12 protein-coding genes are annotated in these 14,802 nt (G+C 72.5%); 6 read left to right on the top strand and 6 right to left on the bottom strand.

Annotated elements, in window-relative coordinates; translation table 11 throughout:
- Positions 1 to 2 precede the first annotated feature (2 nt).
- Genes glp through F7Q99_RS15820 form a run of 3 tightly spaced genes read right to left on the bottom strand, consistent with a single transcriptional unit; the run spans position 3 to position 3,233 of the window.
- On the bottom strand, positions 3 to 1,343 hold the full coding sequence (glp, locus tag F7Q99_RS15830) for a molybdotransferase-like divisome protein Glp (RefSeq protein ID WP_153462114.1): 1,341 nt from the start codon (positions 1,341 to 1,343) through the stop codon (positions 3 to 5).
- Positions 1,344 to 1,368: 25 nt separating this feature from the next.
- Positions 1,369 to 2,289, bottom strand: coding sequence for a UTP--glucose-1-phosphate uridylyltransferase GalU (gene galU / locus F7Q99_RS15825; protein WP_153462112.1), 921 nt, complete (start codon positions 2,287 to 2,289; stop codon positions 1,369 to 1,371).
- A gap of 50 nt (positions 2,290 to 2,339) precedes the next feature.
- The gene (locus tag F7Q99_RS15820; RefSeq protein ID WP_195911082.1) at positions 2,340 to 3,233 is read right to left on the bottom strand and encodes a GGDEF domain-containing protein; all 894 of its coding nucleotides are present in this window, start codon (positions 3,231 to 3,233) and stop codon (positions 2,340 to 2,342) included.
- A 63-nt stretch (positions 3,234 to 3,296) separates the two neighbouring features.
- Between F7Q99_RS15820 and F7Q99_RS15815 the strand changes: the two genes are divergently transcribed.
- Entirely contained in the window at positions 3,297 to 3,872 is a 576-nt protein-coding gene (locus tag F7Q99_RS15815; protein WP_153462108.1) for a 5-formyltetrahydrofolate cyclo-ligase, read from the top strand.
- A gap of 112 nt (positions 3,873 to 3,984) precedes the next feature.
- Here the strand turns inward: F7Q99_RS15815 and F7Q99_RS15810 are convergent, their stop codons facing one another.
- Positions 3,985 to 6,711 carry a penicillin acylase family protein gene (locus tag F7Q99_RS15810; RefSeq protein WP_153462106.1) on the bottom strand — a complete coding sequence of 909 codons (2,727 nt, stop codon included), beginning with the start codon at positions 6,709 to 6,711 and terminating at the stop codon, positions 3,985 to 3,987.
- 328 nt (positions 6,712 to 7,039) lie between these two features.
- On the opposite strand from F7Q99_RS15810, the gene F7Q99_RS15805 reads away from it, so the two are divergent.
- The 3 genes from F7Q99_RS15805 to F7Q99_RS15795 all read left to right on the top strand — a co-directional run bounded on the left by F7Q99_RS15805 (position 7,040) and on the right by F7Q99_RS15795 (position 10,618).
- A complete protein-coding gene (locus F7Q99_RS15805; protein ID WP_326846711.1) occupies positions 7,040 to 8,524 on the top strand; it encodes a potassium/proton antiporter in 1,485 nt (494 codons plus the stop codon).
- Positions 8,525 to 8,816: 292 nt separating this feature from the next.
- Entirely contained in the window at positions 8,817 to 10,190 is a 1,374-nt protein-coding gene (locus tag F7Q99_RS15800) for an MFS transporter (RefSeq protein WP_326846710.1), read from the top strand.
- A 125-nt stretch (positions 10,191 to 10,315) separates the two neighbouring features.
- Positions 10,316 to 10,618 carry an FmdB family zinc ribbon protein gene (locus F7Q99_RS15795; protein ID WP_326846709.1) on the top strand — a complete coding sequence of 101 codons (303 nt, stop codon included), beginning with the start codon at positions 10,316 to 10,318 and terminating at the stop codon, positions 10,616 to 10,618.
- 529 nt (positions 10,619 to 11,147) lie between these two features.
- On the opposite strand, the gene F7Q99_RS15790 is transcribed toward F7Q99_RS15795, so the two are convergent.
- Positions 11,148 to 11,351: a hypothetical protein gene (locus F7Q99_RS15790; protein ID WP_153462102.1), complete on the bottom strand. Its 204-nt coding sequence runs from the start codon at positions 11,349 to 11,351 to the stop codon at positions 11,148 to 11,150.
- Positions 11,352 to 11,499: 148 nt separating this feature from the next.
- Positions 11,500 to 12,471: a sigma-70 family RNA polymerase sigma factor gene (locus F7Q99_RS15785; RefSeq protein WP_153462100.1), complete on the bottom strand. Its 972-nt coding sequence runs from the start codon at positions 12,469 to 12,471 to the stop codon at positions 11,500 to 11,502.
- Positions 12,472 to 12,960: 489 nt separating this feature from the next.
- Between F7Q99_RS15785 and F7Q99_RS15780 the strand changes: the two genes are divergently transcribed.
- Together F7Q99_RS15780 and F7Q99_RS15775 are read left to right on the top strand one after the other, a co-directional pair.
- Positions 12,961 to 13,770 (top strand): phosphatase PAP2 family protein, encoded by an 810-nt coding sequence (locus F7Q99_RS15780; RefSeq protein WP_195911081.1) that lies wholly within the window; start codon positions 12,961 to 12,963, stop codon positions 13,768 to 13,770.
- Between the two features lie 10 nt (positions 13,771 to 13,780).
- The gene (locus F7Q99_RS15775) at positions 13,781 to 14,653 is read left to right on the top strand and encodes a carbon-nitrogen hydrolase family protein (RefSeq protein WP_153462097.1); all 873 of its coding nucleotides are present in this window, start codon (positions 13,781 to 13,783) and stop codon (positions 14,651 to 14,653) included.
- Positions 14,654 to 14,802 lie beyond the last annotated feature (149 nt).

The raw sequence follows: 14,802 nt of genomic DNA, 5'->3' as shown, positions 1-14,802 counted from the left end.
CCTCAGGAGTCGAGCAGGACCACGTCCACCTCGCTGCCGGCGGGCAGCTCGGTGACGTCCTCGGGGACGGTGATCAGGCAGTTCGCCCGGGCCAGTGCGCCGACCAGGTGCGACTCCGTGCCGCCGACCGGCTCGACCGTGCCGTCCACCGCCGAGTACCGGCCGCGCAGGAACTGCCGCCGGCCGGCCGGGGAGCGCAGTGCCGCCGGGCACAGCGCGCGGACCACCGGGCGGTGGACGTCGGCGGCGCCGAGCATGGTGCGGATGACGGGGCGGACGAATAGCTCGAAGGAGATGTAGGCGCTGACCGGGTTTCCGGGCAGGGCGAGCAGCGGCACGCCGGCCGCGCCGCCGATCCGGCCGAAGCCCTGCGGCTTGCCGGGCTGCATCCGCAGCCGTCGGAAGTCGACGCCGCCGTACGACTCGAAGACCTCCTTGACCACGTCGTACGCGCCGACGCTGACCCCGCCGCTGGTGACGATCAGGTCGGCGCGGCCGAGCTGGTCCTCCAGGACGGCGCGCAGCCGGGCGGCGTCGTCCGGGACGCCGCCGACGCGGTAGGCGATGGCGCCGGCCTCCTGGGCCGCGGCGGTGAGGGTGAAGCTGTTGGAATCGGGGATCTGGCCCGGTCCGACCGGCTCGCCGGGCTGGACCAGCTCGCTGCCGGTGGACAGCACCACGACCCGCGGGCGCGGGCGGACCCTGACGGTGGCCCGGCCGATCGCGGCGAGCAGGCCGAGCTGGGTGGCGCCGAGCGGGGTGCCGGCCTCCAGGACGCGCGAGCCGGCCGCGACGTCGCTGCCGCGGCGGCGGATGTGGGCGCCCACGGCGACCGGGCGCAGGACCCGGACCTCCTCGTCCTCGACGGCCGCGGTCATCGCGTCGGCGGCCAGGCCGGTGCCGGTGCCGCCGTCGGTCCACTCGACCGGGGCGATGGCCTCGGCGCCGGGCGGGACGGGGGCGCCGGTCATGATCCGGGCGGCCTGGCCGGGGCCGACCCGGGGCAGCTCACCGGCGCCGGCGGCGATGTCGCCGACCACGGCGAGCACCGAGGGGTACTCGGCGGTGGCGCCGGAGGTGTCGGCGATGCGGACGGCGTAGCCGTCCATCGAGCTGTTGTCGAAGGGCGGCAGGTCGCCGCCGGCGAGGACGTCCTCGTCGAGCCGGCAGCCGCGGGCGTCCAGCAGCGGGAGCTCGATGGCGGGCAGCGGGCCGACCGAGGCGAGGACGTCGGCGAGGTGCTCGTCGACGGACCAGAGGCGGGGAGCCGCCGGTGCCGGGTCCGCGGCCCCGTCGCAGCAGGCTGCGGCGGTGCTGTCGGTGTGTTCCGTGGACCCGGTCATCGGCGGCTCGCTCTCGGTCGGTGGATCAGTCCTGCAGCTCGGAGGCGACGAACTCGCGCAGCCAGGAGCGGAACTCCGGGCCCAGGTCTTCGCGCTCGGAGGCCAGTCGGACGATGGCGCGCAGGTAGTCGGCGCGGTCGCCGGTGTCGTAGCGGCGGCCCTTGAAGAGCACGCCGTGCACCTGGCCGCCGGCCTCCGGGGAGCGGGTGGTCAGCTCGCGGAGGGCGTCGGTGAGCTGGATCTCGCCGCCACGGCCGGGCGGGGTCTCGCGCAGCACGTCGAAGACGGCCGGGTCGAGGACGTAGCGGCCGATGACGGCGTAGTTCGACGGGGCGTCGGCGGTGTCGGGCTTCTCGACCAGGTCGGTCACCTGGAAGACGTCGTCGCCGAAGCCGTTGGCCTTGACGGCGGCGCAGCCGTACAGGTGGATCTGGGAGGGGTCGACCTCCATGAGGGCGACGACCGAGCCGCCGAGCTCCTGCTGGACCTCGATCATGCGGGAGAGCAGCGGGTCGCGCGGGTCGATCAGGTCGTCGCCGAGCAGAACGGCGAAGGGCTGGCCGGCCACGTGCTGCTCGGCGACCGAGACGGCGTGGCCGAGGCCCTTCGGGTCGCCCTGGCGGACGTAGTGCATGTTGGCCAGCTCGACGGACTCCCGGACCCGGCGCAGGCGGTCCTCGTCGCCCTTGCGGGCGAGCAGCTCCTCCAGCTCGTAGGCGCGGTCGAAGTGGTCCTCGAGGGCGCGCTTGTTACGGCCGGTGACCATCAGTATGTCGGACAGCCCGGCGGACGCGGCCTCCTCGACGACGTACTGGATGGCCGGCTTGTCGACGACGGGCAGCATCTCCTTCGGCGTGGCCTTGGTGGCCGGGAGGAAGCGGGTGCCCAGTCCGGCCGCGGGTACCACGGCCTTCGTTACCGGAATTCGAGAGTTGGTCGTCGTCATGCGTAAACCTTACTAAGGCACGTTTTGCCCGCCCGGGCTCGGCCGGACGGCTAGGAGAGCCCGTCGCCGGGGCCGGCCACGGTGGCAGGCGTCTGGGAGATGACCGGCTGGGCGAGGGGGTCCCCGCCGGCACAGGGCGACAGACTACCCGGCTTTCCGGAACGGTCACGTTCGGCTGCCGGGCCGTTGTCCGCGCGGGAAGTGAGGGGCTGGGAAAGGTGCGGTGGAGACGTTCCGCGCCAGCAGTCGCCGCCTGCCGCGCGGGCGTCGGCGAGCGCCTTGTCGGCGGCCCGGAGCAGGACGGCGGCGTGGGTGCCGTCCCCGGGGAGCACGGCGACGCCGACGGCGGCGGTCAGGCCGTTGCCGCCGGCCGGGCGGGGCTCGCGCGGGCCGGAGGACCAGTCGAGCAGCAGGTGCCGGCGGACGGACCAGACCAGCCGCTCGGCGACCTGGGCGGCGCCCTCGGCGCCGGTGTCCGGCAGGACGACCAGGAACTCCTGGCCGCTGTACCGGCCGAGGGTGTCGGCGCGGCGGATCTCCATCGCGAGCCGCTGGGCGAGGTCGCGCAGTATCGCGCCGGCTCGGGCCCGGCCGTGCTCGGCGATGACCGCGTCGAAGCCGGCGATCTCCAGCAGCAGCACGGCGAGCGGCCGCGGCCCGTCCTGCCGGCCGGCCCGCTCGGCGCGGCGGGCGCGTTCGATCTCGCGGTCCAGGGTGAGCTGGAGGTGGCGGTAGTTCCACACGCCGGTGAGCGGGTCGCAGGAGGCGGTGCGCTCCAGCTCGGCGCAGCGGGCCTCCAGCTCGGCGACCCGCTCGTGCAGCCGGGCCTCCCGGGCGGCGGCCTGCTCGCCCCTGCGGCGCAGCCGCAGCCCGAGCGCGGTGGCGCCGGTCAGCGCGGGGGCGCTCAGCGCGGCCAGGGCCTGGACCAGCAGCGGGGTGGGCAATCGGGGCGACCTTTCGCGTGTCAGGCTCTGCCCGTCGAAGGCGAGAGCCGTGGAGGAGATCCCATGCACAACGAGAAGAGCGCGCTGAGGACACGGCTGCTGGCCGACCGTCGCGCGCTCACCGTGGAGGAGCGCGCGGAGACGGCGCGTGCGTTCGCCCTGCATGCCGTGGAGCTGGCGGCACCGGGCACCACCGTCGCCGCGTACGTCTCGGTCGGTGCCGAGCCGGGGACGGGCCCGCTGCTCGACGCGCTGCGGGCGCGCGGGGTGCGGGTGCTGCTGCCGGTCCTGCTCGCCGACAACGACCTGGACTGGGCGGTGTACGAGGGGATCGACGCGCTGGCCCCGGCGGGGCGCGGCCTGCTGGAGCCGGTCGGGCCGCGGCTGGGGCCGGAGGCGGTGACGGAGGCCGCGGTGGTGCTGCTGCCGGGGCTGGCGGTGGACCGGCACGGGCTGCGGCTGGGCCGGGGCGGCGGCAGTTACGACCGGGTGCTGGCCCGGCTGGAGCGGGCCGGGGCGCGGCCGGTGCTGGCGGTGCTGCTGTACGAGCACGAGTTGCTGGCGGAGGTGCCGGCCGAGTCGCACGACCGGCCGGTGGACGTGGCGGTCACGCCGTCGGGGCTGCACCGGCTCGGATAGGGCAGCACGCGCGGGGAGGAAGACGGCACGAGCTGGGATCGAAGACAGCACCGGCCCCGCTCGGAGCGAGCGGAGCCGGTGCTGTTCGGCGCGTCGGCCGTTGTGGCCTGCGTCAGCCGTTGTTGCTGAGGACGAGCTTGTGCTTGGTCGCCTTCTCGACCGCGTCCGGCGAGTACGCCCAGGTCAGCAGCCTGCCCTTGAGCCAGAGGTCGGTCTGGTCGTTGTAGTTCGCGTGGAAGGCGTGGCCGGAGGCGCCGCCCACGTTGATCCACCGCGAGCCGTCGAAGTCGCTCAGGTCGACCACCATCCGCATCGACGGGATCCAGTCGACCTGGTAGCCGGCCGCCGCGTTCCAGCCCGCCGCGTCGACCGCCGCCGAACTGCCGGAGAGGCGGTACGGGCCGCGGTTGAGCAGCTTGTGGACCACGCCGGAGGCGATCGACGACTCGTCGGTGCCGAGGGTCTGCTCGCGCAGCGTCAGCTTGTGCAGGCGGCCCCAGCTCCAGGTGGAGACGTCCTTGCTGAGCAGCGAGGTCAGGTCCTGGCGGGCGTTCTTCATCGCCTCCTTGAGCAGGTTGTCCAGGCCCTTCTGCTCCTTGTGCTCCGAGTCGATGTACGTCCACCACGAGCTGTCGGGCTTGTCCAGCTGCTGGCGCACCACCTCGGTCCAGCGGTCGCCGCCGTCCGGCTGCGCCTTGCCCGGGTCGCGGGTGCCGCACACGGTGGCGATCTTGCTGGCGCTGTCCGGCTTGGTCGGGTCGTCCTGCTGGTGGACCAGCAGGCAGTTGCCCTTGGCCCGCAGGTCGGCCGGGAACTTCTGGCCGAAGGCGAGGCTGAGCAGCTGGCGCCAGACGCCGTTGTAGTAGGCGGCGGCGGCCGAGTCGGCGTCCTGGTGGTAGTTCCAGTCCTTCAGCAGGTCCTGGGCCTCGCGCACGTAGGGGTCGTCGATCTGCTGCTTGAGCAGCAGCGGGACGAGCGTCTTGGCCATGGTGCTGGTGTTGTCCAGCTGCAGGGACTGCATGTCGTCCGGCGAGATCTTGCCGTTGTTCTTGAGCAGGCCGTCGAGCTGGTCGGTGATCTCCTTGGCCCGGGTGCCGTACTCCCAGTCCTTGGTGAGCGCCGGCTTGTAGCTCTGGTCCACCACGGCCTGGTTGGCGGTGACGATGTAGCCGGCGGGCGGGTTGAGGCTCCACGGCAGGGAGTTGAAGGGGATCGAGCCCTTCCACTGGTACGCGGAGTCCCAGCCCGGGGCCGGGAGGGTGCCGTCGCCCTTGCCGCGGATCGGGATGTCGCCCGGGGCCTGGTAGCCGATGTTCTTGGCGTCGGCGTAGATCAGGTTCTGCGCGGGGACGGCGAAGTCCTTGGCGGCGAGGCGGAATTCGTCCCAGTTCTTCGCCCGGTCCAGCCCGAACACGGCGTCCATGGTCTTGCCGGGGTTGAGCGCGGTCCACTGCAGGGCCACGCCGTAGCCGCCGGTGCCGCGGTCGGGGGCGGCGCTGCCGTTCGGGGCGTACTTGCCGACGTTCTGCTGCTCGGTGCTCTGGTCGGAGATGAGCGGGGCGCCGGTCTGGGTGGTGCGGACGGTGATGGTGCGGTCCTCGCCGCCGGCGACCTTGATGACCTCCTTGCGGAGGTCGAACTTCACGTCCTTGCCGTCGACCTGGTAGGTGTCCGGGCCGGTGACCTTCTCCAGGTACAGGTCGGTGACGTCGGCGCCGAGGTTGGTGAAGCCCCAGGCGATGTCCTTGTTGTGGCCGATCACCACGCCGGGCATGCCGGCGAAGGTGAAGCCGGAGGCGTCGAACTGGCAGGCCGGCGAGGCGGTGCGGCAGTGCAGGCCCATCTGGTACCAGACCGAGGGCAGGCCGGGGCCGAGGTGCGGGTCGTTGGCCAGCAGCGGCTTGCCGGTGGTGGTGTGGGTGCCGGCCACCACCCAGGAGTTGGAGCCGATGCCCTGGCCCGGGCGGCCGAGCAGCTGCGGCATCGCGTCGACCCGGTCGGTGAGGCCCTTGAGCAGCGCCTTGGTGGTGGCCGCGCCCTGGGCGGTGGGGGTGCCGGTGGGGGCGCCCGGGCCCGGCTGGGCGGAGCCGTCCGCCGGGCGGTAGGTGTCGCCGACGACCGTGCCGGTCTTCACGATCGTGCCGTTGCGGCTGTACGGGTACTCCGGGTACAGCTCGGCGATCTTCTCCGCACTGAAGTCCTGGGCCAGCAGCGAGCGGTCGACCTCCTCCTGGAGGTTCCCGGAGAGGTTCCAGGCCATCGCCTTGAGCCAGGACACCGAGTCGACCGGGGACCACTGCTCGGGCTTGTAGCCGCTGTTGACCGCGCCGAGCAGCGCGTACTCCAGCGAGGCGCTCTCGCCGCCCGGGTGCTCGGCCAGCCAGGCGTTGACACCGTCCGCGTACGCCTGGAGGTACTTGTTGGTCTCCGGCGACAGCTTGGTCTTGATCTCCTGCTCGGCCACCCGCCGCCAGCCCATGGTGCGGATGAAGGCGTCGGTGTCGACCTGGCTGTCACCGAACATCTCGGAGAGGCGGCCGGCGGTGATGTGCCGGCGGACGTCCATCTCCCAGAAACGGTCCTGCGCCTGGACGTAGCCCTGGGCGCGGAAGAGGTCCTCGGCGGTGTCGGCGTAGAGCTGGGGGATGCCGTTGACATCCCGCTTGACGTCGACCGGCGCGCTCAGGCCCGACACCTTGACGCTGCCGTCCACCTCCGGGAAGGACGCGCGGACCGCGGCGACCCCGCGGTAGCCGCCGTAGCCGACGCCGGCCACCAGCAGCACGACCAGCACGATCACGATCAGACGGGCGCGCCGGAACTTCTTCGAGCGGGGCATCTGGGTCCTTGCGGTCCTCGACTTCGGGGCGGGCGGGCGTGTCCAGGGCCTTCGGCCATGACAGGTCACCACATTAGGCCGAGTCGGCGCGGCGCCGTGCACGGGGGACGCCCAGCGCGGCATCGGAGGTGGTCAACGCCCCGATCGGGAAGGCCTGGTGGGGGCCGGAGAGGGAACCAAACTAAAGATATGGCAAAATGTTAGACTGAGTAACGATCCACAAGGGGAGCATTGACGGCTTCTTGACGGGTCGCCCCCCGAAACAGCACGCCCCCGCAGCACAGCCAGACACCCCGCCCGCCCCCACGCCCGCCCGAGGTGCCCCTGCGTGAACGTCGACCACCTGAACCAGCTGCTCCTCGAGTTCTCCGTGATCCTGCTGGTCGCGGTGGTCGCCGTGCGGATCTCCACCAGGTCGGGGCTGCCCAGCCTGCTGATCTACCTCGGCATCGGCGTCGCGCTCGGCCAGAACGGCATCGGCATCACCTTCAACAACGCCGAACTGACCCAGGTGCTCGGCTACGCGGCCCTCGTGGTGATCCTCGCCGAGGGCGGTCTCAAGACGAGCTGGCGCGAGGTCAGACCGGTCATGCCGGCGGCCACCGTGCTCGCCACCGCCGGCGTCGGGATCAGCGTGTTCGTCACCGCGGCCGGCGCGCACTGGCTGGTCGGGCTGGACTGGCGGACGTCGATGCTGCTCGGCGCGATCGTCTCCTCCACCGACGCCGCGGCCGTCTTCTCCGTCCTGCGGACGGTCCCGCTGCCGCACCGGCTCACCGGTCTGCTGGAGGCCGAGTCCGGCTTCAACGACGCGCCCGTCGTCATCCTGGTCGTCGCCTTCGCCACCGCCGGCGAGCTGGACTCCTGGTACGTCCTGGTCGGCACGATCGTCGCCGAGCTGGTGATCGGCGCCGCGGTCGGCTTCGCGATCGGCAAGATCGGCGCGTTCGGCATCAAGCACGTCGCCCTGCCGTCCTCCGGCCTGTACCCGATCGCCGTGATGGCGCTCGCCGTACTCGCCTACGCGGGCGGCGCGCTGCTGCACGGCTCCGGCTTCCTCGCCGTCTACACCTGCGCGGTGATCCTGGGCAACGCCAAGCTGCCGCACGGCCCGGCCGTCCGCGGCTTCGCCGACGGCCTGGCCTGGATCGGGCAGATCGGCATGTTCGTCCTGCTGGGCCTGCTCTGCACGCCCGAGACGATGGGCTCCTCCGTGGTGCCCGCGCTGGTCATCGGCGCTGTGCTGGTGTTCCTGGCCCGGCCGCTGTCGGTGGTGTTCAGCCTGACGCCGTTCCGGGTGCCCGGGAGGGAGCAGGCGCTGCTGAGCTGGGCCGGGCTACGCGGGGCGGTGCCCATCGTGCTGGCCACCATCCCGATGGTGTCGGGCGCGCCGATGGCCCAGGACGTGTTCAACATCGTCTTCATCCTGGTCGTCGTCTTCACCCTGCTCCAGGGCCCGACCCTGCCGTGGGTGGCCAGACAGCTGCGGATCGGCGAGGGCGCGATGGGCCAGGACCTCGACATCGAGTCGGCCCCGCTGGAGAAGCTGCACGGCCACCTGCTGTCGGTCGCGCTCTCCCCGACGTCCAGGATGTCCGGGGTCGAGGTCAGCGAGCTGCGGCTGCCCAAGGGGGCGGCGGTCACCCTGGTGGTGCGGGAGGGGAACTCCTTCGTGCCGGACAAGGCGACGGTGCTGCGCGGCGGGGACGAGCTGCTCGTCGTCACCACGGACGAGGTCGGCGAGGCGGCGGAGCGGCGGCTGCGGGCCGTGGACAAGGGCGGCAAGCTCGCGGGGTGGCTGTACGGGCGGTGAGCGCAGCTTGTACGGAGCGTCGCCCGCGTGGGGCGGGCTGCCTGGTTCGGCCTGAACCCTGGCGTAATCTACGCGCGTAACTGTATGGTGGCCTGACCACCGTTTTGACAACCCCAGCATCTGCCTGATGCAGAGTTGGCGCGACCGCTCGGCGGCTGCGGCCCGGTCCTCGGCAACCATGCCGGACCGGCCCGGTATCTACCCCGGTCGACGCGCGAGAGGACGACTCTCGGCGCCGTCGGGGCCACCCCTATGCCCCTTCCGCGCTACCAGGCAGCAGGAAGGACCGACCGTGACGGCCCGCCGAACGGTCGATGACGCCACGGACACCCGCACCGTCCCCGACGCCGGCCCCGCCCGCGTCGGGTACGGCGCACTGCTGCGCACGCCGGGTGCCTGGACGTTCCTGGCACCCGCGTTCGTCGCGCGGCTGCCCTACGCGATGATCAGCATGGGCATCCTGATGCTCATCACGGGCAGTGGCGGCTCGTGGGGCACGGCCAGCACGGTCGCCGCCGTCTCGGCCGTCGCCCAGGCCCTGATCGGGCCGCAGACCGGTCGGCTCGCCGACCGCTTCGGGCAGGCCGCCGTGCTGGTCCCGACCGTCGTCGTGCACGCCGTGTCGGTCGGCACGCTGATCGCACTGGCGCTCGGCCACGCGCCGGCGTGGAGCCTGTACGCGGCCGCCGCCCCGGCCGGCGCGAGCATTCCGCAGATCGGCGCTATGGTCCGGGCCCGCTGGATCTCCCTGTTCACGGCCGAGTCGGCCGGGTCCGAAGGGTCTGCAGGGGCCTCCGGGTCCGCCGGGTCCGCGGCGAAGATCGGCACCGCGTTCGCGTTCGAGTCCGTGACGGACGAGTTCACCTTCGTGGTCGGCCCGATCCTGGCCGCCACCATCGCGACCACGATCAGCCCGGCGACCGGGCTGGTGACCGAGGCCGCGCTGACCGTCGTCGGCGGTCTGGCCTTCGCCACCCAGCGGCGCACCGCCCCCGCCCGCCAGCCCCACCAGCCCGGCGCCCGGCGCGACTCCGCGCTCGCCTCGCCCGGCGTCCGGCTGCTGGTCGGGGCCTTCCTCGGGGTCGGTGCCGTGTTCGGCGGCCTGCAGGTCTCGATGACCGCCTTCGCCGACTCGGTCGGGCAGCACGGTGCGGCCGGCACCGTGTACGGGATCTTCGCCGGCGGCTCGATGCTGGCCGGCGTGCTGTACGGCGTGATCGCCTGGCGGCGGTCCGTCCAGCAGCGGATGATCGCCAGCTACGCGCTGCTGGTGCTGGGGTGCTCGACGCTGTGGGCGATGCCCAACCTGGTCGCGCTGACGGTCGCCGGGCTGGTCTGCGGTCTGGCCATCGCGCCGACCCTGATCAGCGGCTACACGCTGGTCGAGACGCTGGTCGCGGACGGCGCCAAGACGGAGGCGTTCACCTGGCTGACCGGCGCCATCGGCCTCGGGCTGGCGACCGGCGCCATGGTGGCCGGGCGGCTGATCGACGGCCACGGGCCGTCCGTCGGGTTCCTGGTGCCGCTCGGCGGCGCCGGGCTGGGCCTGGTCGCGCTGGTCTCGCTGCGGCACCTGCTGGTCGCGGCCGGCGGGGCGAGCGCGGTGGTCGCGGGCTCGGCCGAGCTCGATGAGATGCCGCAGCTGGTAGGCGCCGCCAAGGGCTGAACCGGTCGTGACCGGCGCCCGGACGGGGCTCATCTCACACCGGAGTCGCTGGACTCATCCGGCGGAATGCCGCATCATTGACCATCGTTAGCACTCATCAGGCGCGAGTGCCAGGAGGAAGACAAGTGCCCACGTACCAGTACCAGTGCACCGAGTGCGGTAACGGCCTGGAGGCGGTGCAGAAGTTCACCGACGAGGCGCTGACCACGTGCCCCGACTGCCAGGGACGGCTCCGCAAGGTCTTCTCGGCCGTGGGCGTGGTGTTCAAGGGCTCCGGCTTCTACCGGACCGACAGCCGCTCGTCCTCCAGCAGCTCGGTGGGCTCCGGCTCGTCCTCCGCCTCCTCGACGGCGTCGTCCTCGTCGTCGTCCTTGGGCGGGTCGAGCAGCTCGACCTCCTCGGCGAGCCCGGCTCCGGCCGCCGGCTGACCTCAGCAGATTTCGAAAGGCCCGTTGGCCCGCGTTTCGGCGCGGCGGCGGGCCTTTCGCGTGCCCCCGTATGCCCGTGCTGTCAATGACGGACGGCCGGCTTCATGCGGGCGGGTGTACGAAGTTGTCCACACCCCAGGGTTGTCCACAGGCTGCGGATAACGTCTTTCGCCGTTCGAAGCGGGCGCGCATCGTGAGGTTCACCAGAAACCGGCCGACCCCGGAGGTGTCCCGATGACGACGCTGAGCTGCTCCGTCCCCCTGCCTGCGCCCGCTGTGCCACCCCGGCGGGAGGTGCCGCGCTTCCCGCCGATCCGGCGCGGGGCCGGCGGGTGGCACCGCTGGCGGCACGCCGTACGGCGGCGGGCCGGGGTGCCGGCGCTGGTGCTGCTCACGGTGGCCGCGGCGCTCGCGGTCGGTCCGGCGCGGGCCGGGCTTCCACCGCCGGGCGGGGCCGCGGGCCGGGTGGGTTGTCAGTCTGCAGCGCCGGACGATCACCCGTGACCCGGCTACGGCTTCGTGTCCCCGCTCAGTCCCCGTGGTGCGGCGGGCGCTGGCTCAGGTACCAGTCCAGCCCCCGCCCACCGCCGTCCCCCGACCCGGGGCGGTCGCCCCAGCCCGCATCGGTGTCGTCCTTGGACCGCTGGTCCAGCGGGTCACCGAAGACCAGGCGCGCCTTGGCCTTGGCCGTCGCCGACGGGTCCTGCTGCTGTCCCTGCTCCTGCTCGCTCACCCTGCTCACCCTGCTGCTCGCCCTACGTTCGACCTGCCCCCAAGCCTAAGAGCTCGGCGGCATGCCACAGGCCCTGGTGCGGAGCGATCCACATCAGGGTCAGGACCGACGCCCGACCGACCGATGCCCGACCGGTGGGGGCGGCTGGTCAGGCCGCTTCGAAGCCGGCGTGGTCGGCGATCTTCTTCAGCTCGGCGAGTGCGTGCTTCTCGATCTGCCGGATCCGCTCGCGGGTCAGACCGTGCTGCTTGCCCACCTCGGTGAGGGTGCGCTCGCGGCCGTCCTCCATACCGTAGCGGGAGCGGATGATCGAGGCCGTGCGGTCGTCCAGCCGACCGATCAGGTCGTCCAGCTCCTCGCGGCGGAGCATGACCATCACGGCGTCCTCGGGGGACGTCGCCCCGGTGTCCTCGACCAGGTCACCGAACTGGGTCTCGCCCTCGTCGTCGACCGACATGTTCAGGCTGACCGGGTCGCGCGCCCAGTCCAGCACGTCCTTGATCCGGGCCTCGGTGGTGTCGAGCTCGGCCGCGATCTCGGCCGGCTCGGCCTCGCGGCCCAGCTCCTTGGACTTCTCCCGCTGCACCCGCCGGATCCGCCCGAGCTCCTCGACCAGGTGGACGGGCAGCCGGATGGTGCGGGACTGGTCCGCGATCGAGCGGGTGATCGCCTGCCGGATCCACCAGGTGGCATAGGTGGAGAACTTGAAACCCTTGGCGTAGTCGAACTTCTCGACGGCGCGCACCAAGCCCGCGTTGCCCTCCTGGATGAGGTCCAGCAGCGGGAGGCCGCTGCGCGGGTACCGGCGGGCGACCGCGACCACGAGCCGGAGGTTGGAGCGGATGAAGACGTCCTTGGCGCGCTCGGCGTCCTCGGCTATCGCCTCCAGTTCCTCGCGCTCGACGCCCTCGGGGAACTCGCCCTCGTCCAGCAGGTGCTGGGCGTACACGCCGGCCTCGATCCGCAGCGAGAGCTCGACCTCCTCGGCGGCATCGAGCAGGGGAGTCCTGGCGATCTCGTCGAGGTACATGCCGACCAGGTCACGGTCGGCCTCAAGGTTGGTCGGGCGGGCCGCGCGAGTCCGGTCGGCCCTGTCGCGAACGACGGCACGGGTGGCCATACTTGCTCCCTTTGCTGGTGTTGCCGACTTTGCTGGTCTTGCCGAGGTCTGCCTGCCTGCCCCGAGAGGGCAAGAAATGCGGGCCCACGGGCTCACACGTAACGATCCAACGAACAGATTCCGGACAACATTCCCAAGTCGCTCAGATTCTTCCCAGCGATGCAGTATCCTGCCGGTTTTCACCCGCGTTCTGGACACAGGGTGACCGGTCGGGCACCTGGGGGTGCACACCGTGCGACCGTTTCCGAGCGGCCCGGGTCAGGCGCGCGGAACCGAGCGCACCAAACTGGCTTGCGCACGAACCCCACACGCATCCCTCACACGCGAGCGCCTCACTGGTTGAACCCGCGAACCGCCGCGCACGTTCCCATGCGCCCCGATCCCAGCCCACGTCCGCGCCCCGGTGCACGCGAGTCCTCCCCACAAAAGATGCCGAATCGCTATCACTCCGGCGCCCGATCGGCGCGGCACGCTGGGAAGGTGTCAGTCATGCACCTGACCAACAGCGCGTCATCCATCACTGTGCGTCACCGCCGTCTCCTCAGGGACGCGGCGCTCGCGGTGAGTTGTGCCGCGCTGTTCGGCCTGCTGGCCACCCTGGTGGCTCGGCACTGGCAGCCACTCGACCGGTTCGACCGGGACTGGATCGGCGAACTGCACACCTACGCCAGGGAGCACCGGATCTGGACCGCCTCGGTACAGACCCTCTCCGACATCGGCGGCACGGTCACCATGCGTGTCCTGTTGGGCATCGCGGCCGCCTGGCTCTGGCTGATCGGTGCCAGGACGCTCGCCGCGTGGGTCGCCGCCCAGACGCTGCTCGGATGGGGCGGGCAGTGGGCGCTGAAGTTCGCCGTCGGCCGCCAGCGGCCGACGTTCGGGGATCCGGTCTCGCACGCCGCCGGCCCGGCCTTCCCCTCCGGGCACGCCATGGCCTCCGCGATCACCTGCGCCGTGCTGGTCGGCCTGGTCTGGCCGCGAGCCGGACGCCGCGGCCGGATCGCCGCCGGCGCGGTGGCCGTGGGGACCGTCCTGACCATCGGCTGGACCAGGGTCGCGCTCGGCGTGCACTGGCCGAGCGACGTGCTCGCCGGCTGGCTGGCCGCCGGCGTCGTGCTGGGCACCGTCACCGCCGTGATCGAGCTCTGGTGCCCGGGCGCCCTGGCCCGGGACGTCCGGCGGGTCAACTGGCGCACCAGACCCCGGGTTCAGCGCGTCGTCGTGCCGTCGTTCCGCCCGTCCCGCGGTGGCGACCCCCGGGACGAGAGCGCCGACCACCCCGACGAGGCCGTTCGATAGCTTGACGGGCATGTCCCGTATCCAGGAACCCACCCTCGCGACCCACGCCCGTTACCCCGAGCACCCGTTGCGGATCGCCACCGTCCAGGCCCAGGCCGCGGCCGGCGACATATCCGCCAACGCGACCACCGCCGCGGAACTGATCCGGGAGGCCGCCGCCTCCGGTGCCCGGCTGGTGCTCTTCGCCGAGAAGTTCCTCTCCGGCTACGAGCCCGAGCTGATCAGCAGTGATCCGCTCAAGTACGCCGTCCAGCCCGGCGATCCGCGTCTCGCGCCGATCGCCGAGGCCTGCCGCGACACGGGCACCGCCGCCGTGGTCGGCGCCGCCGTGCAGGACGGCCCCGATCTGCGCGTCTCCGCCCTTGTGTTCGGCCCGGACGGCTCCTCCGTCACCCGTTACGACAAGCAGCACCTGTTCAAGGCGGAGCGCGACTACTACCGCCCCGGGACGAACGGCTGCACCCTGGAGCTCGACGGCTGGCGGCTCGGTCTCGGCGTCTGCTACGACTCCGGCTTCCCCGAGCACGCCCGCGCCGCCGCACTGGACGGCTGCCACGCCTACCTGGTCGGCGCACTGTTCAGCGTGGGCCACGGCCACCACGAGTCCCGCACCTGGTTCCCCGCCCGCGCGCTCGACAACACCCTCTACACGGTGCTCGCCAACCACATCGGCACCACCGGCGGTTGGCACACCTGCGGCGGCAGCGCGGTCTGGTCCCCGGACGGCCGCCTGCTCGCCGAGGCGGGCGAGGACCGGCGCGAGATCGTCCTCGCCGACCTCGACCCGGTCGTCCTGCGCACCACCCGGGAGACCGAGCCCCTCCTGGCCGACTTCGCCGCCCGCCTCCCGGCCGGCCCGCGTGCCAAGTTCACCCTGGGCTAACGGCTCCTCAGCTCACACGCCCCGTGGCCGGCCCCCACCGTCACCCGCCCGATCCGGCGGGCCGGCCGCACCACAGCGCTCTCCCTGGCCGGCCCATTCGCAGCAGCACCCCGCCGGCCACCTGCTCGCGCCCCGGGCCCCAACACAAG

The sequence above is a fragment of the Streptomyces kaniharaensis genome, assembly GCF_009569385.1.
GTDB lineage: Bacteria > Actinomycetota > Actinomycetes > Streptomycetales > Streptomycetaceae > Kitasatospora > Kitasatospora kaniharaensis.
This window is presented reverse-complemented; position numbering and strand designations above follow the sequence as displayed.

Excerpts from the sequence above, each read along its gene's own strand:
- glp (WP_153462114.1), bottom strand. The coding sequence starts at position 1,343 with ATGACCGGGTCCACGGAACACACCGACAGCACCGCCGCAGCCTGCTGC.
- galU (WP_153462112.1), bottom strand. The coding sequence starts at position 2,289 with ATGACGACGACCAACTCTCGAATTCCGGTAACGAAGGCCGTGGTACCC.
- F7Q99_RS15815 (WP_153462108.1), top strand. The coding sequence starts at position 3,297 with ATGCACAACGAGAAGAGCGCGCTGAGGACACGGCTGCTGGCCGACCGT.
- F7Q99_RS15810 (WP_153462106.1), bottom strand. The coding sequence starts at position 6,711 with ATGCCCCGCTCGAAGAAGTTCCGGCGCGCCCGTCTGATCGTGATCGTG.
- F7Q99_RS15785 (WP_153462100.1), bottom strand. The coding sequence starts at position 12,471 with ATGGCCACCCGTGCCGTCGTTCGCGACAGGGCCGACCGGACTCGCGCG.
- F7Q99_RS15780 (WP_195911081.1), top strand. The coding sequence starts at position 12,961 with ATGCACCTGACCAACAGCGCGTCATCCATCACTGTGCGTCACCGCCGT.
- F7Q99_RS15775 (WP_153462097.1), top strand. The coding sequence starts at position 13,781 with ATGTCCCGTATCCAGGAACCCACCCTCGCGACCCACGCCCGTTACCCC.